23 protein-coding genes are annotated in these 25,699 nt (G+C 30.9%); 5 read left to right on the forward strand and 18 right to left on the reverse strand.

What is annotated here, in order from left to right:
* Positions 1-323 precede the first annotated feature (323 nt).
* The 15 genes from pdeM to J9309_RS12270 all read right to left on the reverse strand — a co-directional run bounded on the left by pdeM (position 324) and on the right by J9309_RS12270 (position 17,214).
* Positions 324-971, reverse strand: coding sequence for a ligase-associated DNA damage response endonuclease PdeM (gene pdeM / locus J9309_RS12200; RefSeq protein WP_230476160.1), 648 nt, complete (start codon positions 969-971; stop codon positions 324-326).
* Complete coding sequence (locus J9309_RS12205) at positions 946-3,429, reverse strand: ligase-associated DNA damage response DEXH box helicase (protein ID WP_262897269.1); 2,484 nt, start codon at positions 3,427-3,429, stop codon at positions 946-948. Before J9309_RS12205 ends, pdeM begins: the two co-directional genes overlap by 26 nt.
* Positions 3,426-5,006 (reverse strand): ATP-dependent DNA ligase, encoded by a 1,581-nt coding sequence (locus J9309_RS12210; protein WP_230476161.1) that lies wholly within the window; start codon positions 5,004-5,006, stop codon positions 3,426-3,428. The genes J9309_RS12205 and J9309_RS12210 overlap by 4 nt, the downstream gene beginning before the upstream one ends.
* Positions 5,003-6,007 carry a ligase-associated DNA damage response exonuclease gene (locus J9309_RS12215; protein ID WP_230476162.1) on the reverse strand — a complete coding sequence of 335 codons (1,005 nt, stop codon included), beginning with the start codon at positions 6,005-6,007 and terminating at the stop codon, positions 5,003-5,005. Before J9309_RS12215 ends, J9309_RS12210 begins: the two co-directional genes overlap by 4 nt.
* Positions 6,008-6,191: 184 nt before the next feature.
* The gene (locus J9309_RS12220; RefSeq protein ID WP_230476163.1) at positions 6,192-6,632 is read right to left on the reverse strand and encodes a hypothetical protein; all 441 of its coding nucleotides are present in this window, start codon (positions 6,630-6,632) and stop codon (positions 6,192-6,194) included.
* Positions 6,633-6,725: 93 nt separating this feature from the next.
* Positions 6,726-6,920, reverse strand: a complete 195-nt coding sequence (locus J9309_RS12225) for a hypothetical protein (protein ID WP_230476164.1) — start codon at positions 6,918-6,920, stop codon at positions 6,726-6,728.
* A complete protein-coding gene (locus J9309_RS12230) occupies positions 6,908-7,147 on the reverse strand; it encodes a hypothetical protein (protein ID WP_230476165.1) in 240 nt (79 codons plus the stop codon). The genes J9309_RS12225 and J9309_RS12230 overlap by 13 nt, the downstream gene beginning before the upstream one ends.
* Before the next feature lie 109 nt (positions 7,148-7,256).
* On the reverse strand, positions 7,257-7,652 hold the full coding sequence (locus J9309_RS12235) for a surface-adhesin E family protein (protein ID WP_230476166.1): 396 nt from the start codon (positions 7,650-7,652) through the stop codon (positions 7,257-7,259).
* Between the two features lie 9 nt (positions 7,653-7,661).
* A complete protein-coding gene (locus J9309_RS12240; RefSeq protein WP_230476167.1) occupies positions 7,662-10,523 on the reverse strand; it encodes a type I restriction endonuclease subunit R in 2,862 nt (953 codons plus the stop codon).
* A gap of 149 nt (positions 10,524-10,672) precedes the next feature.
* Complete coding sequence (locus J9309_RS12245) at positions 10,673-11,410, reverse strand: DUF3800 domain-containing protein (RefSeq protein ID WP_230476168.1); 738 nt, start codon at positions 11,408-11,410, stop codon at positions 10,673-10,675.
* Between the two features lie 31 nt (positions 11,411-11,441).
* Positions 11,442-12,662, reverse strand: coding sequence for a restriction endonuclease subunit S (locus tag J9309_RS12250; RefSeq protein WP_230476169.1), 1,221 nt, complete (start codon positions 12,660-12,662; stop codon positions 11,442-11,444).
* Between the two features lies 1 nt (position 12,663).
* Positions 12,664-14,214, reverse strand: a complete 1,551-nt coding sequence (locus J9309_RS12255; RefSeq protein WP_230476170.1) for a type I restriction-modification system subunit M — start codon at positions 14,212-14,214, stop codon at positions 12,664-12,666.
* Positions 14,215-14,554: 340 nt separating this feature from the next.
* Complete coding sequence (locus tag J9309_RS12260) at positions 14,555-15,874, reverse strand: ABC transporter permease (protein WP_230476171.1); 1,320 nt, start codon at positions 15,872-15,874, stop codon at positions 14,555-14,557.
* A gap of 12 nt (positions 15,875-15,886) precedes the next feature.
* Positions 15,887-16,822 carry an ABC transporter ATP-binding protein gene (locus J9309_RS12265; RefSeq protein WP_230476172.1) on the reverse strand — a complete coding sequence of 312 codons (936 nt, stop codon included), beginning with the start codon at positions 16,820-16,822 and terminating at the stop codon, positions 15,887-15,889.
* Between the two features lie 50 nt (positions 16,823-16,872).
* The gene (locus J9309_RS12270; RefSeq protein WP_230476173.1) at positions 16,873-17,214 is read right to left on the reverse strand and encodes an MGMT family protein; all 342 of its coding nucleotides are present in this window, start codon (positions 17,212-17,214) and stop codon (positions 16,873-16,875) included.
* A gap of 42 nt (positions 17,215-17,256) precedes the next feature.
* Here J9309_RS12270 and J9309_RS12275 point away from each other — a divergent pair, with 42 nt between their 5' ends.
* Positions 17,257-17,793, forward strand: coding sequence for a hypothetical protein (locus tag J9309_RS12275; RefSeq protein WP_230476174.1), 537 nt, complete (start codon positions 17,257-17,259; stop codon positions 17,791-17,793).
* A gap of 104 nt (positions 17,794-17,897) precedes the next feature.
* Here the strand turns inward: J9309_RS12275 and J9309_RS12280 are convergent, their stop codons facing one another.
* Positions 17,898-18,089 (reverse strand): cold-shock protein, encoded by a 192-nt coding sequence (locus J9309_RS12280; protein ID WP_230476175.1) that lies wholly within the window; start codon positions 18,087-18,089, stop codon positions 17,898-17,900.
* A 139-nt stretch (positions 18,090-18,228) separates the two neighbouring features.
* Here J9309_RS12280 and hemW point away from each other — a divergent pair, with 139 nt between their 5' ends.
* From hemW to J9309_RS12300, 4 genes are all read left to right on the forward strand, one after another.
* The gene (gene hemW, locus J9309_RS12285) at positions 18,229-19,356 is read left to right on the forward strand and encodes a radical SAM family heme chaperone HemW (RefSeq protein ID WP_230476176.1); all 1,128 of its coding nucleotides are present in this window, start codon (positions 18,229-18,231) and stop codon (positions 19,354-19,356) included.
* Positions 19,357-19,374: 18 nt separating this feature from the next.
* Entirely contained in the window at positions 19,375-20,193 is an 819-nt protein-coding gene (gene murI / locus J9309_RS12290) for a glutamate racemase (RefSeq protein ID WP_230476177.1), read from the forward strand.
* A 45-nt stretch (positions 20,194-20,238) separates the two neighbouring features.
* On the forward strand, positions 20,239-21,474 hold the full coding sequence (gene rocD, locus J9309_RS12295; RefSeq protein WP_230476178.1) for an ornithine--oxo-acid transaminase: 1,236 nt from the start codon (positions 20,239-20,241) through the stop codon (positions 21,472-21,474).
* 420 nt (positions 21,475-21,894) lie between these two features.
* Complete coding sequence (locus J9309_RS12300; RefSeq protein ID WP_230476179.1) at positions 21,895-23,484, forward strand: hypothetical protein; 1,590 nt, start codon at positions 21,895-21,897, stop codon at positions 23,482-23,484.
* Between the two features lie 43 nt (positions 23,485-23,527).
* Here the strand turns inward: J9309_RS12300 and J9309_RS12305 are convergent, their stop codons facing one another.
* Together J9309_RS12305 and J9309_RS12310 are read right to left on the reverse strand one after the other, a co-directional pair.
* On the reverse strand, positions 23,528-24,085 hold the full coding sequence (locus J9309_RS12305) for an acyl-CoA thioesterase (RefSeq protein WP_230476180.1): 558 nt from the start codon (positions 24,083-24,085) through the stop codon (positions 23,528-23,530).
* Between the two features lie 5 nt (positions 24,086-24,090).
* Positions 24,091-25,596 carry a GH3 auxin-responsive promoter family protein gene (locus tag J9309_RS12310; RefSeq protein WP_230476181.1) on the reverse strand — a complete coding sequence of 502 codons (1,506 nt, stop codon included), beginning with the start codon at positions 25,594-25,596 and terminating at the stop codon, positions 24,091-24,093.
* Positions 25,597-25,699: the final 103 nt, after the last annotated feature.

Consider the following 25,699-nt stretch of genomic DNA (forward strand, 5'->3'; position numbering starts at 1 on the left):
ATAGTACTAAATTATACTATTATTTTTAATGTTAGGTTTTTTTAGCACTATTTTAACATAAATATAAGATTATATAGTATTATAAAATTCTATTTACTATTATAATAAAATATGATTAGGTAAAATACATTTTCAATTTATAAAGAAAAGTATTGATAAGTAATAAATAGATGTGTTATGATTTAAAATTTTTATAGAAATAATTATGTGATTACATAACTAACTTAAGTCGAAGATTTTTTAATATACATTTGATCATAACAAAAAAGGTATATATAAATACCTTTACATAAATGAACCTCAAAATTCAATAAACAAGCATCTCACAACTCCATTATAAAATCATCGTTAAATACATATTTTTTAGAATTTGGAAAATAATCTTTCGTATCCAATCCTGTAAATGAGCTAAATGCAGGTAATATTAATTGATTTTGATCGACTACATAACATGGAAGTTTTATAGTATTTCTTGTTGTCATTTTGATACATGCACCTGGATGAATATGCCCTGAAATAACGAAAGCTTTATCAACTACAACCTCTTCATGACTGAATAATAAAGTATCCATTTTAAGAATTGAATGGATGTTAAGAATTCCTAAATCTTTAAAATATTCATTAGAAATTCTGTCATGGTTTCCTTTTATAAGTTCTATTTGTAAAGTTTTAAACTGCGATTTCCAATTTTTAAACGTTTCAAACTCTGAATTTTTACCAGCATGCAAAAAATCCCCCACTATTATTAATTTTTGAGCTGAAAAATGATTGATAAGATTTGATAAACGCTGCAAATCCACATTAATCAAGTTGGAAGGCAACGCAATTCCATGTTTTCTGAAATGTGCTGTTTTTCCTAAATGTAAATCGGAAAGAATTAAAGATTTTTCTTTTGGCCAAAACATCGCCCTTTGATTCGTTAATATCAAATTTTCTAATCCTAACTTAACTTCTTTTTCGACGATTTTCATTCTTTTTTGCTTTCTTTTTTAAAGTCGCTTCTTGCATTTTACGAATTCGTGTTGCTAAATCTTCACTCGATAATGATTGTCTTAAACTATCCACTTTTATTGGAAAACTTAGAGGAGAAAAACGATCTGAATTTACTAAAATTATTTTACTGTCATGAATTCTTTCAAAGGCAGCACGCAAACGAGCTTCTTCCAATTGTAAATTAAAAACTTCCGTGTACGCTTGTCTTAAAAGTAAATTTTCAGGATCGTGTTCATCTAAAACCGAAAAAATTATACCCGAAGATGATTGTAACGAACGATTATTTACTTGTCTGCCAGGCATTGTTTGCACTACTAAACCTGCTATAACAGCAATATCTCTAAATTTACGTTTCGCCATTTCTGCTGCATTAACACTAGAAATAACATCTTGCATAAGATTTTCTTTAGACAAGACAATTTTTAATTCTTCTTCAGTTAAGTTTATTTCTGTATCCGAGAATAATTCAAAACCATAATCATTCATTGCCATAGAAAAACTGATTGGATATAATTTCGAAATTCGATAAGCTAGCAATGCAGACATGACTTCGTGAACTAATCGACCTTCAAATGGATAAAAAAACAAATGATAACCTTCTCTCGTTTTAATTTTCTCGACTAAAAATTCGTCTTCTTTTGGAATGAAAGAATTTTCACTTTGAGCTGATAATAATGGATGTAAAAAACGCAGTTCTTTTTCACGAGCGTTTGAACTTAAAGAATCGGCTAATTTTTTTCGTAAAAAGAAACTTAAATTTGATGTTAATGGTAAACGTCCTCCTAACCAACTTGGTGCAATTGCCTTTCCACTAGAAGCTTTAACGAGCACAGTCATTTCTTTTAACATCACAAATTCTAGCACACGACCGGCCAATATAAATTTATCGCCTTTATTTAATTTCGTAATAAAATATTCTTCGACCATTCCGATATATCCACCCGACATAAATTTAACGCGCAACATGGCTTCACTTACAATAGCTCCAATATTCATTCGATGCAACATTGCGATTTTACGTTTTTCAACGACAAGTAATCCATTTTCATTTTGAACAACTTTATGAAAATCTTCATAATTCTCACCCGTTTTACCGCCTTGCGTGATGAAATAAATACACCATTTCCATTCATCTTCAGTCAATTCTGAAAACGCAAAAGTTTTCTTTATAATTGGATATATCTCATCTCTTTTAAACCCACCTCCTAATGCCAGAGTCACTAAAAATTGCACCAAAACATCATATGCTAAAACAAAAGGTTCACGACTTTCTATTTTTTTCTGTTTCACTGCTTCTTTTAATGCTGAAGCTTCAATTAATTCTAAAGAATGTGTTGGAACAAAATAGATGGTTGAAGTTTCAAAAGGTGAATGACCACTTCGACCAGCGCGTTGCATAAAACGTGCAACGCCTTTGCTAGAACCAATTTGTATCACGGTATCCACAGGTTTGAAATCGACACCAAGATCAAGAGAAGATGTTGAAACTACTGCCTTTAGCATTCCATTACTCAAATTATCTTCTACCCACTCTCGCAAATTGGCATCAATAGAACCGTGATGTAAAGCAATTTGACCAGCAAAATCAGGATATGCATTTAACAATAATTGATACCACATTTCTGCCTGATTTCTGGTATTAGTAAAAATTAGTGTTGAATTTGAATTTAAAATTATCGGTACAATTTCTTCTACCATTTTTCCACCTAAATGACCTGCCCAAGGTAAAATCTCGACTTCTGGAGGAAATACAGATATGATTTCGATATTTTTCTTTTCTTTGGCAACTACTTTAGTTCTTTTCTTTTCATAAGGAATCAGAACATCTAAAGCTTCATCTAAATTTCCAATTGTAGCAGTGATTCCCCAAATTCTAAGTTTTGGATTTCGATGTTTCAAAATAGCCAAAGCCAATTCAATCATCACACCTCTTTTCGTACTTAACAATTCATGCCACTCATCAATAGCAATACAAGCAGTCGATTTAAAAAAGCGTTGATTATCTTTTTGTGCTAAAAGCAAGTGTAAACTTTCTGGCGTTACCAATAAAACATCAGGCATGTTTTTAACCTGCTGTGTTTTTTTCTTTGGATCGGTATCTCCATTTCGTACATCAACTTCCCAATCTAATCCTATTTCATCAATCGCTTGTTGCATCGCTCGACCTAAATCTTTTGCTAACGAACGTAATGGAGTAACCCAAATTAATTTTAAACCTTTGGAATATTTCTCTGGTTGATTAAAAAAATCAATTAAAACTGCGATAAAAACAGAATAAGTTTTACCAAAACCTGTTGGCGCAATGACCATACCTGAATAACCATTAGAAAATCTTTGCCATGCTTCTTTCTGAAAAGAAAAAGGCTCAATATTTTTCTCGGTCATCCAGTTATGAATTATTTGATATCCTGTTGATTGTTCAAATTTATTGCTCACGTTATTAGTTTTTTTATCTCTTCGATATCATCTATTTCATCAACTTTTTTATCTTTTCTCCATCTTATAATTCGTGGAAATCGTAGGGCAACTCCAGATTTATGTCGGCTGCTGTAACCAATACCTTCAAAAGCCAGTTCGAACACAAGTTCAGGTTTTACAGTACGAACGGGACCAAATTTTTCTACCACGTTTTTAGAAATAAATTTGCTGATTTCTTGTATTTCTTTATCAGTTAAACCAGAATAAGCTTTAGCAATTGTAACTAATTTTCCCTCTTTTTTAACTGCAAATGTGTAATCTGTATAATATCCACTTCTTCTACCACTACCTTTCTGAGCATAAACTAAAACTGCATCTATGGTTAATGGATCAATTTTCCATTTCCACCAATCCCCTTTTTTTCTCCCAGTATGATAAGGTGAATTAGTCGCTTTTAACATCAATCCTTCGGAATTAATATTTCTAGAATTTTCACGTATGCTTATTAAATCGTTCCAATTCTTAAAATTGATAGCTTCTGAAATAAAAACTCTTTCAGAAGGATTATCCATTAAAATATGTTGAAGCATTTTACGTCTTTCAGCAAGTGGTATCTCTCGTAAATCTTCGCCTTCAAACTCTAATAAATCATAAGCAAAAACAACGACAGGAATTTCATCCAACATTTTTTTACTTAACGTTTTACGATTTAACCTTTTCTGAAGTTCATTAAAATTTAAAACTTTCCCCTCTTTATAAGCTAGAATTTCTCCATCTAAAACGAAATTTCCTTTCCAATTTAAAAGTTCTTCATGAATTTCAGGAAATTGATTTGTAACCAATTCTTCACCACGCGACCAAATAAAAATTTCTTCATTACGCTTAATCATTTGGCCTCTAATTCCATCCCATTTGTATTCGATTTGCCATTCGTTAACCGAACCTAAATCTTCCAAATCTTTTTCGAGTGAATAAGCCAAACAAAATGGATAAGGTTTTGACAAATTAGTGTCAGTATACTCGCCTTTTATCAAGGAATCAAAATCCACATCTTGAGGATTCCAATCTCCCATAATTGCGTGTGCAACAGCACTAGAATCCATGTCATAATACTTTGCAAGTGTATTAATTAATCCCTTTGAAGAAACACCTATTCTGAAACTTCCACCTAATAATTTATTGAAAATAAAACGTTCAATCGTATCTAAACCTTCCCATGCTTGAAGCACAAAATCTTTTTTTTCATCTTCAGATTTATCTTTCAATTCAATAATTTTCTGCATCCAATCTGCTAAAGAATTCTCTATTTTATACTTTGGCGGAGGAAGTAAAAGTGAAATCGTTTCGCCCAAATCACCAACAGAAGAATAACTTTCGACAAACAACCATTCTGGGATTTGAGTAATTTCCATCACCCATTGTTTAATCAAAGTAGAATTTACATTTCTCTTTGGTTTTTTACCTGTGAACAAAGCCAAAAACCACAATTTATCTTCTGAAGAAGCAACATTTAGATATTGAATTATTGCTTCCTGTTTTAATAAAGTTTTGTTTGTGCTTTCTAATGCATTAATTAAAATTGCAAATTCTCTCATTCGTTCTCAGATTCAAGAGTTACTTCATCATTTCCATATTCAGTTTTAACTTCTGCAGCTTTGATTCCAATTTCATTTAGATATTTTGAAAACACAGCAGTTTGACCATGAGTGACATGAACCATTTCGGCACCTGTATCTTTAATAGCACTTATCAAACCTTGCCAATCAGCATGATCGCTAATAGCAAAACCAGCATCAGCACTTCTCCAACGACGAGCTCCACGAATCTGCATCCATCCAGAGCAAATAGCATATGCTAAATTTGGAATTTTCTTCATTCCAGGATTTTCAACTAATGCAGGAGGTAAAATAACTATTTTTTTATCAAGAATTTTTTTGTCTTCGCGTAAATCCGCTATTTTATAATCTGGTAATCGGACTCCAACACTTTCGTAGGCTTCATTTAATTTCGCAATAGAATAATGAACATACATTTCATCTAAACCTTCCAAAGCTTTCATTATACGTTGCGATTTACCCAATGAATACCCAATGAAAACTGATGTTTTTCCAATTTCTTGATTTTTCAAAACCCAATTTCTTAACATTTGCTCTTGTTCAGATATAGTTAACCAATTATAAATAGGAAGTCCAAAAGTACTTTCGGTAACAAATTCATTACATTTAACGACTTCAAAAGGAGTTGAAATCCCATCATCTTGTGTTTTGTAATCACCTGAAACGACTGAAACAAAACCTTTATATTCCATACGAATTTGAGCAGAACCTATAATATGACCAGCAGGATGCATAGAGACTTTAACCCCATTTATATTTAGAACCTCACCATAAGAAATACTTTGACAAGTGATGTCTTTACCAATGCGAGAATGTAGAATCGGTTTGGTAAAATGATGACAAAGATATTTTTTCATTCCACTACGAGCATGATCTGCGTGCCCATGCGTTATCACAGCTAAATCAACTGGTCGCCAAGGATCGATGTAAAATTTGCCCGGAATACAGTATATTCCTTTGTTTGTAAATTTTAAAAGCATGAAAAACTTAATAGATTAAAACCACTAGCAATAACCTTCCCATTTGAAATTGATTTCAAATGGTTTATTTACAACTAATCTTAACAATTATTATGCCTTAGAATGATATTCAATTCATTAAAAACTTGAATCACGTTTTAAAAATCTATGGGTATAAAAAAAGCAGGAATGAATCCTGCTGAAGTTATTGTAATAATTTGATAAACCAATTGGGTACTTTATCATCCATGATTTCTAATTCACTTTTTTTAACTTGTGCGAAAAGCTTCATTTCTTTAGTCGAATTATCAAAAATATAGGCTTTATCAACCAATTTTAGTGCTGGAAATAAATTTTTCAAAGTAGAGTAATAACGCTTAATTACCTTTTCTTCTGGTACTGGATGTCCCCCTTTCTCAACCCTATTCTCTATACGAGAAATATTAATCAAAGGATCTTCAATACATACAAAATACATATATGTTTTGAACCCACGCCTTTTAGCATCCATAATCTCATCCAATTTCGATGGATGACTCATTACAGTTTCGAATGAATAGGATTTACCTTTAACTAATAAGTGTTTGCGTATAAATGATGTAATAAATGCTGCTTCATAACTGTGCGTAGATTTCGATTTATCCACTAACACATTATTTTTGAATATAACATCAATGGATTTACCCTCTAATTTTGCCTTCTCAAAAAGAGAAATTGATGCTGATTCTGTTTTAAAATCTTAAAAATCCTTTTCGGTAAGTTTCAGTTCATATCGATCAAGATCTATGAACCCTTTTAATGAAATTTCCTTTTCGATCAGATCAGAATTGATGAAATATCCTGCATTAAATTTAGATGAAATGGTTTCGAATAGTGTAGACTTTCCAGATCCGTTTGGACCAGCAAAAACGCGTAAACGTTTTATTTTAGGCATAGTTTAGAACCTTTTTTTAATTCAGCTGGAACCTTAACACGATCAATAGTCTTGATAACCTTAATCTCACCATTTGGTTGTTTTTCTACAATTCGATTCCCTTGAACATACTGAACCGATAAATCTAATGCTTCCGAAACTCTTATTGCAGTTTGAGATGCAGACTTGGCTAAACGATTAAGAACGTTAGTTTCTTCTAATTTTAGTATATCTGAGTCTTTGTTCATTTTGAAAGGTTTTATTGAAAATAGTTTCCAAATAAATATAAGCAAATTTAGTGAAACCATTACAATAATCAAATCCAAAAAAAAGCAGGAATAAATCCTGCTTTGTATGTTATAATGAACATGCGTATTCCATCATTATTTCTCCTAAAGAGTCTGGTACTGCATCAGTCCATTCTCTATTATAAATTTCTACTTTATGTCTCTCTACAATTTTACCTTCTGAATTATAGAATATCATTTCATGCATCATAGATGTATTTTCTTCACAGTTATATTCATGTAAGATTAATGCATAACCATTTTTAATTTTAACGTTATTTGATAATTCAAATTCATCACTAAAATACTTTGTCCATACTTTTCTATTATTAGAGGCAAAAACTTTTGAGTATTTATCTTGCATAAAATAAGTATTTCCTTCTGATGTTTCACCTATTTCTACCCATTCCTGAGCATTAACAAACCCTGAAATTAGCATTACTGCCACAATGTATAAATTATTCATAATCAATGATTATCTACCAAACCCTACAACGTAAGTATTTACAAAGTCGTAGATTCGGTGTGTTACTCTTTCTATTTTTGTTTTTCTTTCTTTTAAAGTTGGTTTCGTCAGCATTGTGCCTACAATGTCATCACGCAAAGGTTTCTTCTCCGTAAAAAGGTATTCACCAATAACGTTTTCAACTTTCGTTGGATCTAAAGCTTCTTCTTGACTCAATGATAACATTGCTTCTCTACGTTCAGCTACAATGAAATCATCGAAAGCTTGGATCACTTGGTCTGGATCTGTTACCAATGGTAAATTTTTCTGAATAAACTTCTCAATTAATTCCTTCTTACTTCGTAATTTGATGTCTGAGTTTAAAAGATCCTGAATCATCTTCTCTTGTGATGGTTTCTCAGCAACTGGTGCTGCTTGTAACTTAATCAAAAGGTTCATAATGTAAGTAACATTAATCTCATCACGATGGATTAATTCTAGCTCGAAATCTAAATCATCCAAAATTGAATGTGAAGTAGAATCTTCTGTTGGAGGTTTGATTTTCTCTTCGTAAATGTCCAGATATTTACTTTTGTAATCTTCAAATTCTTGGTGAGATATTGGTAAATTATCAAAACTAAAATCACCGTACTGCTTCATTTTATTGATCAAACGCATCACATCTCTAAACGCTTGAATAAATTCAGCTTGTTCTTCTTCGTTACGCAATTTGTTTACACTATCAACAGTTGGTGTAATTGCCAGTAATGATTGATATTTCTCTTGTAACTTTACATCTAATGCTTCGTATGGTGGTTCGATAATTTCACTTACAGCATCTCTGTTTGCAAATAATTCAATCGCTTCATCCGTAGCATCTTTCAAGTTTCGGTAGCAAACGATATTCCCATGACTCTTAACCTCATCAAGAATTCGATTTGTGCGTGAATAGGCTTGAATTAATCCATGATATTTCAAATTCTTATCAACATATAACGTGTTCAAGGTTTTGCTGTCAAATCCCGTTAAAAACATGTTTACGACCAATAATATATCAATCTGTTTTGCTTTTACTTTGTCTGCAATATCATTGTAATATTGGTAGAACAACGCTGAGTCTTTCGTTGAATAATTTCGTTGGAACATGGCATTGTAATCCTTGATAAAATCATCCAACTCCTCACGTTTGTATTTTGCTAAATATGGTGTTTGTTCTTCAGCTGCAACATCCATTTCATCTTCATCAGGAATGAAACTAGATTCTGGATTTTTCTTCTCCTCCTCATTCGCTGCATAAGTAAAAATAGTAGCCACTTTCAGGTTATGTTCCCCACGCTCTTTTGCTTCCTTAAAGAGTTTATAATAAGCAATTGCTGCATCTGTATCACTAACACAAAACATTGCTGTAAACTCCTTATTATGGGTTTTCTTTTGATGGTTTTGGATGATGTGATTAACGATGGCTTTTCTACGTATTAGAGAATTCATTACCTCAGCTTCATCGATCTTTTCAATCTCGATGTCCTGAATATCATCCTTACCTTTGAAGGTTTTGATATACTCAATTGCGAAACGAAGAACATTCCCATCACGAATGGCATCAGTTATCACATATTTATGTAACGGTTTACCAAATAACATTTCTGTCGTTCGTTTTCCATAATCATTCGTTCCTGCGTTTGCAGCAAAAATTGGAGTTCCAGTGAAACCGAACATCTGACAACCTTTGAAGAAATTCTTAATGGTTTCGTGGGTTTGTCCAAACTGTGAACGGTGACATTCATCAAAAATAAAGACGATACGCTCGTTTTCTAAGGCTTTCATATCCTTTAGGTAATATGGCTTAGAAATCGCGTTATTTAGCTTCTGTATCGTTGTTACAATCAGTTTATTCTTACCCGTCATTTGATCAACCAGTGTTTTGGTGTTGTTGGTAGAATCAATTGAACCTTTGCTAAAACTATTGAACTCCTTTGCCGTTTGTGTGTCCAAATCTTTACGATCGACCACAAACACCACTTTATGAACTTCTGGTAATGTTGTTAAGATCTGAGCAGCTTTAAATGATGTTAAAGTTTTTCCTGATCCCGTCGTGTGCCAAATATAACCGTAATCTGTTGTCGTCTTTACTTGGTTGATAATCGCTTCAACAGCATAGTATTGGTAAGGTCTAAGAACCATTAACGCTTTCTGTGTTTCATTCAGTACGATGTACTGTGTGATCATTTTTGATAGCTGACATGGATTCATGAACGCATCAGCAAATTCAGATAAATTAGTGATGAGTTCATTTTCTTTATCAGCCCAGTAAAAAGTTTGTTTAAACGATCGATCCTTTACTCGTCCGTTGCAGTAATATTTCGTATTAACGCCATTACTGATCACGAAAAGTTGAATGAATTGGAACAATCCGAAACCTGCACCGTACGAATGTCTTTGGTAACGGTTGATTTGATTGAAAGCTTCTTTTAGTTCTAAACCTCGTCTTTTCAATTCGATCTGCACCAAAGGTAAACCATTGATTAGTATGGTAACATCGTAACGGTTTTGGTAATCACCTTTCATCGAAATTTGATTCGAAACTTGGAACTCGTTTTTACACCAATTCTTAGCATCGATCAGTTGGATGGTTTTATTCTCACCCAATTCGTTGACATAAGGAATACGCGAACGCAATGTCTTTGCACGGTCGAAAGTATTCCCTTTGTTGATATAGATTAGAATCTGGTTAAATTCTGAATCTGTTAGGGTTATTTTATTATGTTTTTCGATCTGTTGTTTGAAGTTAGCCACAACATCTGCTTCCTGACGAAGTGTAATGCGTTCGTAGCCTAATCCCACCAACTGATCGATTAAGTTGTTTTCTAGTAGTTGTTCTGGTTGTGCGTTCATTATTTTCAACACATTTTTTTATAAAATTGTTATATATATGATTATTATAACTATATTTGTACCATAATTAAGTCTTTAACAAAAGAATATAAAAAGGATTGGGGTGTCCCCGGTCGAGCAGAAGCCAATCTTATGATTGGCTTTTGTTTTTAAGGGAAAATCTTAATCCCATATATCTTCCCTTCTTTTTGATAAATTTTTTCCTTTAACACTTCGAAAGATGGATTAGCTCTATCTGGCTCAATAACATATCTTGCTATTGGATATGCTATCAGATCACTTAATTGTAATCCATTAATATTGTCTTTTTTTGATTTAAAGAAAATTTTTAAATTAACTTCTTTTAATCTTTCAGGTTTAACAAAGGAAGTTCCTCTTGATAAAAGTCGTTGGAAGTGTTCCTCAAGTTTCTTATCTTCTCTCTTACCTCGTTTTTCAATTATAATCTCTAACTCTTTCCTTACACCTCTTACTTCATCTAATGAAAATATTGCTCTTTCAATAATAAAAGAGAGGGCAAGTTCATATACATCGTTTGAAAGCTTACCATACATATTAATATATTTTTCTTTTTTAATAGCAGATGCTAATATTCTATATTTACTATCTGATATTAAAGAATTTATCATATGGTAAAATTCTTTTTTTAACTCCATATCAAATAAAATCTGAAACTCTTTTTCACATTTACGTATATCCCTTGAATGTAAAATTACTTTTTTATCTCTCCAGAATTTTGTCTTGATAGAATTAATAGAGTCTTTAATCACTTGATAATTATCCTCACTTGTAAGTACAGCACACAAAAGGAAAACTGGAAATGACGGATCAAGATTAATCAAACCATGATCTCCACTCTCATCAATAAATAGGTAATATTTTTTCATAATGGCTTAGTTAAGTTTAGGATTAATATGCTTATACAAACATTTGCTGCAACATCGCTTTCTTAAAGTTTTGGGTTTCTTTGATCTGTTGCTCTACTTTGGTGATACTTTCATCAATTGCAGATAAGAAATCGGCAATTTTTTGTTGTTCATGGTAATTTGGAAACGGTAATTTTATTTTAAAAAAACCATCTTTACTAATATTAAGTAATCCATCCATTCTTGCAGAACTAGATACTAATTTTCTTAAATCTCTATCTAAATAATGATTTTCAAAAAGTTTTGCATAGAAATTAGTTGAAACTTCACTGACATTTAATGGACGAAAACTTATAAAAACATTAGGAACTGAAATTTGATAATCAAAATTAGATAAATAAACACAACCATATGTATATGTCTTAGAATTACCTTTATTGTACGATAAATCACCCTTATTTAATATAATATAATTTGCGTTCTGTTTTCCTGAAATATCTCTTCCAAATTTTTCTTCTTGACTTATAAATCCTTTACCAGCAGATATGCTGTAAGTTGCAATTTTCTTGTTTCCTACTTTATCTTTAATCTCTATAAAAATCTCACCCAAACGTTTCTCTTCCCACTCAGGATAGTCGTTGCCGTTTTCATCTTTAAAACGAATTTCTTGTGTAAACAATTTTTGCATCATCGCTTTTTTGTAGCGTGATAATTCTGTTTTCTTCTCTTCGAGTAACTCGATCTTCTTGTCGATGGTTGTTAAGTAATCGGCAATTTTTTGTTGTTCTGGGAGGGAAGTTGTATATACTTTGATATTAGAAAAATCAGTTTTATTTATTAAAGGGACAGCCTGTGTACCAGCTATCATTTTAATAATATTCTGTCTTTTCTCCAGGGAATAATAAATAAAATCATTAGAGAAATCATCAAATGCTGTTAATGAATTTATTTGCTGATTAGTTGTATAATCGATTGGTACAATAGCTAATTTACCTATTGTAGAACCAATACATACAAATGCAATACTACCTCCTGAAACCTTACGACATTTATCGAATCCTTTTTTAGTTAAAGTTGTTTTTGTTTGGGTAACATATTTATTCTCGTTTATATCATATGGACTAACAAAAAGATATTCACCTCCATAGTATGTTCTATTACTAGTTGATGGTGTAGAACCTGTTATTATATGACTTATTGATCCTAGTCTATAACTTTTCCAATCCCCATTAAATTCATGAAACCTCAACTTAGGCTGTAATTGTATTTCCATATTAAAACGGTGTTGGGATATTTAATTGTTTACAGAAGTCAGCCAATTGTTTATCTACCTCTAAAAGTTCTTTATTAATCGTTTTCAAACGATCTGACACCACATCTACATCAATTGCTTCCTCTTCCTCAAACGTATCCACATAACGTGGGATATTCAAGTTATAATCGTTTTCAGCAATCTCTGCTAAAGTCGTGATATGACAATATTTTTCTATCTCTTGTCGGTTCGCATAAGCATCCACAATACGATCAATATCTTCTGGTCGAAGTTTGTTCTGTGTACCTTCTTTGGTATAGTTCTCTTCACCACTTGCATCAATAAAGACAATGTTATCATCCGCTTTACGGCATTTCTTCAGTACCACTATACATGTTGGGATCGATGTTCCGTAAAAGATATTGGCAGGTAAACCAATGATTGCATCAATGGCATTTAATTCTTTGATGAAATACTCACGTATTACACCTTCTGCTGCACCACGAAATAATACCCCATGAGGAAAAACAGAAGCCACTGTTCCGTTATCTGCCAATTGGTAGTACATGTGTTGTAAGAACGCAAAATCGGCTTTTGTTTTGGGTGCTAGTTTTCCAAATTGGTTGAATCGTGGATCTGAAGCATTTAAAGGATTCGCATCACCTTTCCAGTTAGCAGAAAATGGAGGATTTGCGACAATTGCTTCAAATCGTTGTTCTAAGTGATGAGGTTCTTCTAGTGTATCATCCTGCTCGATGTTGAAACGTGAGAAATGCACATCGTGCAAAATCATGTTCATACGAGCCAAGTTGTATGTTGTTGGGTTTAATTCTTGTCCGTAAAAATCAGCCACATTAGATTCTTTCGCAACACGAAGCAATAAGGAACCAGAACCACATGTAGGATCATAAACCGAACGGATCTTATCTTTTCCTAATGTTACAATCTTCGCAAGAATCGTAGAAACTTGTTGAGGTGTATAGAATTCTCCAGCACTTTTACCTGCACCAGCCGCGAAGTTGGAGATCAAATACTCGTAAGCATCACCTAAAACATCAGAATCGATTTCGTTAAGTTTAAAGTCGATTTCAGCTAACTTGCCTAAGATTTCTACAATTACTTCATTACGTTTGTCTGGAGTCTTACCAAGCTTACTTGAAGCTAGATCCACATCTTGGAACAAACCATTGAAATCTTCTTCAGACTCTGTACCCATTGTCGATTGCTCGATGTAGTTCAGTGTCGCTTCTAATTCTTCAATAATGTATTCTTTCTCACCTTTCTTTGCAATGATCTCGAATAACTGGTTTGGTGCAAGGTAATAACCTAATTGTGCCAACGACTCTTCCTGAATAGCTTCTAAAGTTTCAGGATCAGACACAAGTGTGTATTCCTTCACTTCCTCGTCCTCTAAAAGAGTGTTAGCGTATAAATGTTGCTTCTCTGATAAGTATTTAAAGAAGATAAATCCTAATATGTAGTTACGGTATTCATCTGCGTTGATTCGTCCTCGTAAGGTATTTGCAATATCCCAAAGCTTTTGCTCTAGTTGCTGTTTTTGATCTCCTGACATTTTTGTTCTATTGGTGGTTAAATATACGAAATGGAGTGTGGAAAAAAGATACAAAAAGAAATTTATACACAAAAAAAAACCACATCAACTAAGATGTGGTTTTACTTGGTATTGATACCCAATTGAGAAAAATGAACTTCTGGGACAACTATGAATTTTACTTCAAAAAATCATTAAAAATGATAGGATTGATAAATTATAAAGAATTAAAAAACCAGCCATAAAGGCTGGTTTTTTATTTATTATCAGTATAGATCTTTGAATTTATTACCGCTAATTCTACCACATTACAAATTCTTTTAAGTTGAAATTATGATGTAGTTAATTTTTAGAAATTTAATTAGTTTTTATAAGTAATCCATTTCAACATTTCTTTTACCGTTGGTTTTTTACCGTAAATTAAAATTCCAATACGATAAATTTTTGAGGCTAAAAAGATCATTCCTATTGTACTTACAAATAAGATTGAAATAGATAATACCAATTCCCATATCGGAATATCGAAAGGTATTCTTGTAATCATTGATATTGGAGATGTAAATGGTATCATTGATAGCCAAAATGCAACCGGACCGTCAGGGTTTTGTAAAGTAGAGAATGAACCATAAAGTCCAATCATCATAGGAACTAACGGGAAATAAGTAAACTGTTGCGTATCTGTATCGTTATCAACCGCAGAACCAATTGCTGCAAAAATTGCTGAATAAAATAAATATCCTAAAATGAAATAAATAATAAATGTAAAGATAATTAACGGGTAATTGAATGAAAGTAATATTTCACTTGTTTCAGCCACCATTTGCATTAATTCAGGATTTTGTTCTGTAATTTTTGCTTGTTGCATCGCATCTGTAGCCATTTCCACTCGACTTGCAGCGATTGCTGGAAAAATCATTAAAAGTCCCAATGTCATGGTAATCCAAATAGTAAATTGGGTAACAGCAACCATAGTTGTTCCAAGAATTTTACCCATCATCAGCTGGAAAGGTTTAACCGAAGAAATGATAATTTCTACAACACGGTTGTTTTTTTCTTCCACAACAGAACGCATTACTTTTACCCCATAAATCATGATGAACATAAAAATAATATATGTCAATGCACCTGATAATGCGATTTTAAGTTCAACTCCCTTATCTTCTTTACCTTCTTTTACATTAAATACATTAAGCGAAACATTAGAATCAGTTTGTTTTAATTTTTCTTGATCAATACCAGAACTTTTCATTCTAAATTCTTCAATCTTTGAAGACATCATGCTCGAAATCTTTTCACGATCTGTAATTCCTAAATTACCATTCGTTGAAAGTTTTGTATTTTTCTCAATATTGGTATAATTACCATCTGTATTGGCCGGAATTTCTAATACTGCATTTAAATATTCGCTTCCACTTAAAGTATCTTTTATTGCTTTCGCTTCGTCAGGCGTATAAATATTAAAAATCATATTTTCGTCTGACTTAAATGTTGTTACGAATTGAGCACTTTCGTCGATTACAGCAATATTTTTAACTTCAGCATTATTAGTTGCCGTCAGCCAAAATATTACACCTCCTGCACCAACAATTAACAAAGGTGCTAAAACCGTCATGACTAAAAAAGATTTATTTTTTACTTGCGAAAAAAACTCTCTTGATGCTACTAAAAATATATTTTTCATCTTCTTTATTTGTTAAATGTTTTGAGCTGAATTTGATTGTTTTACGGCTTGTAAGAATACATCATTCATAGATGGAATGATTTCTTTAAACTGATTTATTTGTCCCATTTCTATTAATTCATTCAACAAAACATTAGACGCTATCGATTTATCAATCAATAAATTAAAAGAAGTCATATCACCTTTTACATTAACATCTCTAATTTGATATTTATTTCCTAAAAGTGCTAAATTATATTCAGAAATATTATGAATTCCAATATTAAACTCACCTGATTTGAATTGATTTCTAACCTCTTCTATAGTTCCATCTAATACCTTATTGGATTGATTAATTAAAGCAACATGGTCACACATTTCTTCAACCGATTCCATTCTGTGAGTTGAAAAGATAATTGTTGTTCCTTTTTTACGAAGTTCTAAAATTTCATTTGCAATTAATTGCGCATTAACTGGATCAAAACCTGAAAATGGTTCATCAAAAATCAGTAAAGATGGTTCGTGTATAACTGTAACCACAAACTGAACTTTTTGCCCCATCCCTTTAGAAAGCTCACTTAATTTTTTATCCCACCAAGACATCATGTCTAATTTTTCAAACCAATATTGGGTGCGTTTTCTAGCTTCGGCTGATGACATACCTTTTAATCTTGCGAAATAAATGGCTTGCTCTCCTACTTTCATATTTTTATATAACCCACGTTCCTCTGGCATGTAACCAACTTGAGCAATTGATTTTTTGGTTAAAGGTTCACCGTTTAATAAAATTCGACCTTCGTCTGGAGCTGTAATTTGATTAACAATTCTAATAAAAGTAGTTTTTCCTGCACCATTTGGTCCTAAAAGTCCATAAATTGAACCTTGAGGTATATTTATACTAAAGTTGTTTAATGCAACTTTATCTTTGTAGCGTCTTGTTAAATTTTCTGCTTGTAATAAGTAGTCCATTTTGTATATAAATTGAATTTACAAAGTTAGTAAGAAGATAATGAAAAACGTTACAAATTATTTTCATCTATCAAAGGATTCCAAAGATGATCTTTAAAATTTACCACTTGCTCATTCTTTATTTTGACACCTTCATTTTCTAAAAGTTGAATCATTAATTCTGGAGGTGAAAAATGATGTTTTCCCGTTAATAGTCCATTCCTATTTACCACACGATGTGCAGGAATATCATCTAAATGATGCACTCGATTCATTGCATAACCAACAACACGCGCAGAGAATCCAGCCCCAATTATTTTTGCAATAATTCCATACGTTGTTACTTTTCCGGTTGGTATTTGCTTAACAATATCGTATATCATTTTATAATTCTCCGATATTTCATTCTCCATAATTAATTGATTTATTGTAAATTTAATGAATGCTAATATATAATGGAGAATAAAGTTAGAATCAAAACGCTTAAGAGTAGACCTCGTTTTAAGGTTTATACAAAAGCTTCTAAAACAGAATTAATCAATACAATAAAAATTCAATTAGCCATACATAATAAAGAAATCGGTGGATATGCAAACCAAGAATTTGCTATGGTAAGATTAAGACGTGAGAAGGAAAAATATTGGGCTCCACAACTACAAATTAGATGGGAAATTGATGAAGAACATCATAATGTAACGGTTGTTCGTGGTGTAATTGGACCAAGACCAAGTATTTGGACTATGTTTATGTTTTTGTACGGATTATCCGGAGCTTTATTTATTACTTTAGGCACATATTCTATTTCTGAATATTATGTAACCGGTTCGAGTAATTGGATTTGGGTCATTCCTTCAGCTATTTTATTAGCTTTAGGTACTTATGTCGCTTCAAAAATTGGTCAACACATTTCAAAAGATCATTTAGCAGAAATTTATAAATTTATTGATCAAGTGTTTAATGATCTTGATTTTTATGAAGATAAAAAAATGTAAAACTTTAGGTTATTATTATAAAATCATACCCTAAAACATTTAAATTTTAAATAAAAAAACCACTTCTTTAGGAAGTGGTTTTGTATTCAAGAAATATGTAATGATTATGATAATTTTACATTTACAGCCATTGTACCTTTCTTACCTTCAGCTAATTCAAAAGTAACCTCATCGTTTTCAGATACTTTATCAATTAATCCTGTAACGTGTACAAAATATTCTTTTCCTGACCCATCTTCTTTAATGAATCCAAATCCTTTTTCTTCATTAAAGAATTTAACAGTTCCTTTGTTCATAGTATTATAATTATTGTGGAAAGATAAATCATTCTATTTAAAAAATTATAATTTTTAATAATTAATTTTAAATAATTTTCAAAATCCACTACTTGATAATTTAAAGTTTTTAAAATTACCTTTGTAAAAATATTTACTTTTGGCCGGAATTTACTTACATATACCTTATTGCAAACAAAAATGCAGCTATTGTGATTTTCATTTTTCAACGAATTTAAACTCTAAAAATGAGCTTATATCTTCATTGTTAAAAGAAATTGAATTAAGGTATCAGGAAATCAACGAACCTATCGAAACCATCTATTTTGGTGGCGGAACTCCTTCTATTCTAAGCAATCAAGAATTGGATTCTATATTTAATAAATTAAATAAGCACTTCGATTTATCATCAGTAAAAGAAGTTACATTAGAAGCCAATCCCGATGATTTAACGAAAGAAAAATTAGCCTATTTCCAAAACACACCAATCAATCGATTTTCAATCGGGATTCAATCATTTTTTGAAGAAGATTTGCGCTTAATGAATCGTGCTCATAACGCGTTAGAAGCTGAAAATTGCATTAAACTTACGCAAGATTTTGGTTTTGATAATTTAACGATTGATTTAATTTACGGTTCAAATACAACAACGCACGAAATGTGGCGTCAAAATCTTCAAAAAGCGGTTGATTTAGGAATAAATCATATTTCATCTTATGCGCTAACGGTTGAAGAAAAAACAATTTTGAATCGTAAAATTGAAAAAGGTGAATGGAAGCCGATCAATGATAAACACCAATCAGATCAGTTTGATTATTTAGTTAATTTCCTGGAATCTAACGGATTTATTCAGTATGAAATTTCTAATTTCGGTAAACCAGGATATTTTTCCCAACACAATTCTAATTATTGGAAAGGCATTCCATATATTGGTTTCGGACCATCTGCTCACTCCTTTTTTGGAAATAAACGTGCTTGGAATATAGCAAATAATGCAAAATATATTAATAATTTAAAAAATAACAATTTACCATTAGAGATAGAAACATTAAATTTAAAAGATCAATACAACGAAATGATGATGATTGGCTTAAGAACAATTTACGGAATTGATCCAATTTTAGTTAAATCTACTTTTGGTAAATTAATTTCAGCTCATTTTGATTTAGAAATTGAACAATTATTTAAAGAAAATTTAGTGCAACAAATTGACGGTAAAATTGTTTTAACTAAAGAAGCTAAATTTTTCGCGGACGGAATAGCTTCTCGCCTATTTTACGTTGATTAATTTTATAAATTTGCAACTATGAATGATAACAGACCGATTGGGGTTTTTGACTCTGGTGTAGGTGGATTAACTTTTGCGAAAGAAATTAAACGTTTATTACCTAACGAAAGTTTGATCTACTTTGGTGATACTCAACATTTGCCTTATGGTGAAAAATCGAAAGAAGCAATAACGCGTTTTTCTGTTGATATTACTAATTTCTTAAAATCACACGATTGTAAGGCAATTTTAGTTGCATGTAATTCTGCAACAGCAAATTCTATTGACGCTATTAAGGATGCTGCAGGAGAAGATGTTGTTGTAATTGACGTGATATCGCCAGTTGCCGAAAAAGTTGCATTCGAGTTAAGAGAAAAAATAGGTGTTATCGCTACAAAAGCAACTATCAATTCTGGAGCTTACAAAAAATCGATACGTAAATACAACAAACATGTAAAAGTCATCGAAATGGCGACTCCTTTGCTTGTGCCTGTGATCGAAGAAGGTTATGCGAATTCGCCTATTTCTAAGGCTGTTTTAGAAGCATATTTAACCAATAAAAAATTAGACGGAATTGATTCTATAATTTTAGGATGCACACATTATCCACTTGTAGAAAAAGAAATTAATCAGGTTTTTGAAGGGAAAGTTAACATTATTAATTCTCCACTAATTGTTGTAAATCATCTGATTTATTTATTAGGTAGAGATGGAAAATTAGCTTCTAAAAATCATAATGCGACTTATGATTTCTTTCTATCTGACTATACGGATAACTTCTTAAAAGTTTCAAAAAGATTTTTTGGAAAAGATATTAAATTGATCGAGAAAAGATTAGATACCCAACCGGCGCTATAAGTGTCCGGTTTTTTTTATAAACAATAACAAACAAAAACATAAAACATGAACACAACTTATTCTGCTCAAGAATTAATTAATTTAGAAGAAAAACACGGTGCACACAACTATCATCCACTTTCTGTCGTACTAGAAAAAGGTGAAGGTGTATATGTTTGGGACGTTGATGGAAAGAAATATTTCGATTTTTTATCTGCATATTCAGCAGTTAATCAAGGACATTCACACCCAAGAATCATCAATAAATTAAAAGAACAAGCAGATAAATTAACTTTAACTTCTCGTGCTTTTTACAATGCTGAATTAGGCATTTATGAAAAATTCGTAACTGAATTATTCGGTTTTGATAAAATTTTACCAATGAATACGGGAGCTGAAGCGGTAGAAACTGCTTTAAAAATTGCTCGTAAATGGGGATACGAAAAGAAAGGGATTCCTTCTGGTGAAGGTATAATCGTTGTTTGTAAAGATAATTTCCATGGACGTACAACAACTATTATTTCTTTCTCGAATGACGAAGATGCGCGTAAACATTTTGATCCATATACATCTGGTTTTATTGCGGTAGAATATAATAATGTTGATGCTTTAAAAGAAATTATAGCTGAAAAAGGTGATAAAATATGTGGATTCCTTGTCGAACCAATTCAAGGAGAAGCTGGTGTTAATGTACCTTCTGATGGATATTTAAAAGCATGTTTCGATTTATGTCAAGCAAATAACATATTATTTATCGCTGATGAAATTCAAACAGGAATTGCACGTACAGGTAAAATGTTAGCCATTGATCATGAAAATATCAAACCAGACATGTTAATTCTTGGTAAAGCTTTATCTGGTGGTGTTTATCCTGTATCTGGAGTTTTAACACGCAACGAAGTTATGGATGTTATTCATCCAGGACAACACGGTTCTACTTATGGTGGTAATCCGTTAGCTTGTGCAGTGGCTCGTGAAGCTTTACAAGTAGTTTTAGATGAGAAATTAGCTGATAACGCCGAAAAATTAGGTCAAATTTTCCGTTCAGAAATTAATAAATTAATTGAAGAGTTTCCATTATTCAAATCTGTTCGCGGTAAAGGATTATTAAATGCGATTTTAATCAACGATACTCCAGAATCTGAAACAGCTTGGAATTTCTGTGTTAAAATGATGGAAAATGGGTTATTAGCAAAACCTACACATGGTAACATTATTCGTTTTGCTCCACCGTTAGTAATGAATGAAGAACAGTTAATGGAATGTATTGAAATCATCCGTAAAACAGCTGCAGAATTTTAAATTTTATAAAATACAATAAATCATATGAAAACCTGATGATTATTCTTCAGGTTTTTTTTATTTTCGTTCAAACTAACTCGAATGACCACTAAATCTCCTGAACATGAACAACTTATTCTTGTTCGAAATAATATAAACAAAATTCTTATTCTACTTAGAATTGGGTTTTTGCTTTTCTCAATTGGAGCATTAATTTATTTTGCTTTTCTAACAGCTGTTTCATTTAACATTTTTAATATTTACAATTGGCACTTTGGTGTTATGCTGCCTTGTTTTTTAATCATTCTGGGCTTTATTACGAGTTTGTTACCGATAAGATATGTACTTACACTATTTCAAAAAATTAGTTTTGGGCGAAATGAAATTACTAAAAAAGATGAACCTGAATTATATGATCTCGTTGATGAAATTAAAATTGAATTGGGATTAAAAAGAATTCCTAAACTATTTTTAGAACAAGTTGATGTGATATTAACTGAATATTCAAACCAATTTGATTCACTTTTTCGTCCTTCTAAAATTAATTTAATCGTAGGAATTTATCATTTTCAATCACTTACAAGAGAAGAATTAAAATCATTAATTATCAACGAATTAAGTAAGTATAATAATAAAAATGAATTAGATTTAATTAAGTTTCGTAATTGGGAATTTAGTACAAGTATAAAATTTTACACGTCTGAATTAACTGAAAAAAGTAAAAGATCGATTTACTATTTTTTATTTTTTTATATCTATTGCTGTGAAAAAATATTAATCAGAACTTTTTTAAAATTATCTAAATTAACTCAGCAATATGAAGAAATATTAAAGAAAATAAATTCTTCAGAAAAGGTATATACAAAGGAATACCATAGCGCATTAACAAAAATCACAGAATTTATTGTAATCAATAATTTTGTAGAAAATCAGATTTCTCAAACATTTAATAATTATTACGGTACACTGAATAAATTTGAGTTAACTCGAGAAATTTTAAATCGATTCGAGTTTAAAAAACAAATTCTGGTTTCACATTACAATGTCAATTTTTATTCAGCATTTTTTAATACTCATTTAGTAAATTATTATTTTCAAGATTATTCAAAATTTGAACCTAAGGAAGAAAAATTTATAACAGAAAATAAAGAATCTGTTGATCGCTTTAAATTAAATTTTCAAGAAAAATATGAAGTAAATTTAACAGAAAACAATAACTGTAATGAGATGCAAAATTCAGTAGATTTTGTAAATACAATTCAGAATTTATTTCAAAAAACTAATTATCCTGAGTTTATTAATATTTTAAATAATTTTATTGAATTTGACTTTAAAAAAATTCAATTTTCACCAAAAGATTCATCAAATAGTATCACGAAACAAAATCTTATTAACCAAGAAAATATTGATTTCATCAAACAGGCAAACTCATTATTGATAGATTATAAATTTATAAGAAATTTGGATTCTTTAGAATATGAAGGTATTTATTATGAAACAGATAGGGAAATAAATAAATTATTGTTATCAATTGAAAATAAGATAAATAACAACTTTAGCTTCATTAATAACTTTACAGAAAATTTGTACATCTTTCTTAAAAGTAATCATGCGGATGAAAGTACGAACCTTATTAAAACAATTAACGAATTAATTGATTATGAAAGTACAGCAAATGAAATATATTATCAATTATATGACATAAAGAATGAGATTTATAATGAAACAAGACATAAATTATTAGAAGATTTATTTAAGAAATATGATGAACTAATCAATTTATTAAAAGTTCAAATAAATAAGAATTTAAACAATTCAGAAGTAAGAAATTTATTTCCCAATTCAATTATTGATTTTTTATTAAACGAAGCAAATTGCAATATTGTTTATTACGAAAAAGGAATTTACAATAAAGAAGGTTTTGAAAGAATTGATAAACTAGCAGAATGGAATGTAATTTTGATTTCGCAGCTTGTAAAAAGACATAAGAAAATGTATTTCGAAATGAATAAAGATCTATTTAATATTTAAATAATAAGTATTAAAAAACCTCCAATTAATGGAGGTTTTTTTATTATAATCTTGAATCTAATTGAATCTTAACGTTATAATGTTCTAATAAATAATTGATTAAATCTTCTGAATGATAATCCATTGGATTTTTTACTTGTAAGGCAGCTTTTTTATGCTCTTCAATTCGATGCAGAGCTTTGTAAAAACGTCTTACCTCGTTCGCTGAGCGTAAAATTAATTTAGGAGCATCTGCTTTTTCACCATTTTCTTCCTTACAAATCATTGTAAAATAAGACGAATTACAGTGTCTAATTTCTCCTGTCTGTACATTTTGACTTTCTACGCGAATTCCAATGACCATCGATGTATTCCCAACATAATTCACCGAAGCGTTTAATGTTACTAATTCCCCTACTTCTACTGGAGTTAAAAAATCAACTCGATCAACAGATGCTGTTACGCAATATTTTCCGGAGTATTTAGATGCACATGCAAATGCAATTTGATCCATTAATGATAATAAATATCCTCCGTGAATTTTACCCGAAAAATTCGAGTGTGATGGTAACATTAACTGCGAAAAAGTTATCAAGGAACTTTCTACTGTTTTATAAATCATTTTTGTTATTGTGTGATGTTTATTAAATTCAATCGATAAAATTCATCAGCAATAGAACGATCATTGGCTAATCGAGGAACTTTATTTTGTCCACCTAATTTTCCAATTGATTTCATATATTCTTGGAAACCTCCTTTCTTAATTGGCGATAAAACCAATTGTTTCAAGATATTTCCTCCAATTAAATCATCGTAATAAACATTTTGTAAACGCATTTGTGCATCTAATTCACCAGCAAAAACTTCCATATTTTCAGGATAATTTTCAAATTCAACAAACCATTCATGGTAAGGTAAACCTGAAGTTGGATTAACCTGAGGTGCAACTGTAAATTCATTTACACTCGCTGGATATTTTTCTAATGTTTTTTGCAATGCTTGTTCTACTTCATGTGCAATTACGTGTTCGCCAAAGGCTGATGTAAAATGTTTAATTCTTCCCGATACTACAATTTTATAAGGAGATGTAGAAGTGAAACGAACTGTATCACCAATATTATAACCCCATAAACCGGCGTTTGTGTTCAGAATTAATACATAATCTTTTCCAATCTCCACATCTTTTATTGAGATACGTGTTGGATTTTCGTTGTGAAATTCATCTACTGGAATGAACTCATAGAACATTCCGTTGTTTAACAATAACAGTAAATCTTCGCTTTTTTGTGTGTTTTGATATGCTATAAAACCTTCCGATGCTGGATAGGTTTGTATACAGTCTATATTTCTACCAATTAATTGGTTTACTTTCTCACGATAAGGTTCATAATTTACCCCACCAGTAACCATTAATTGTAAATCTTTAAATAAAGTTTGGATATTTTCTTTTCCAGATACAGCTAATAATCTTTCAAAATACATAATTAACCATGGCGGAATACCAGAAATCAAAGTCATATTTTCAGGTATAGTTTCTTTAACAACTGCATCTACCTTATCTTCCCACTCTTCTATACAATTCGTTTCCCAAGAAGGCATTCGATTTGTTTGAAGGTATTTAGGAACATAATGCGCTACAATTCCAGAAAGTCGTCCGAATTTTAATCCATTTTTTTCCTCAAGAATTGGACTTCCTTGTAGAAAAATCATTTTACCATTTAAGAATTTAGCGTTTCCAGTTTCTTTGATATAATGCAACAAAGCATTTTTTGCAGAATTAATATGAAAAGGAATCGATTCTTTAGTTAATGGAATGTATTTAGTACCTGAAGTTGTTCCAGAAGTTTTAGCTAAATAAATTGGTTTACCTGGCCAAAGTACATCAGATTTACCTGCAACCATTTCATCAAAATAGATACGTAAACCTTCATAATCTTTGATCGGTACATATTTTTTAAAATCATCATAAGTTTTGATTTTATCAAAATGATGATCTTGACCAAATTTTGTGTTTTTTGCAAATTTTACAAGGTCTAATAAAGTCTTTTCTTGTGTATAAATTGGATTATTCATCCATTTTAGATCTTTATTGACAATATATTTTGCATAAAATTTAGCTAAAATAGCTTTCATAAACTTCATTTAAAATTAATAAAACCGAACGCAAATAATTTATTGTTTTCGATTTATAATTATCCTTTTCAATTAGTTACTTTACATAACTTTTAATGAAAAT

This window comes from Faecalibacter bovis (assembly GCF_017948305.1).
GTDB classification, from domain to species: Bacteria; Bacteroidota; Bacteroidia; order Flavobacteriales; family Weeksellaceae; genus Empedobacter; species Empedobacter bovis.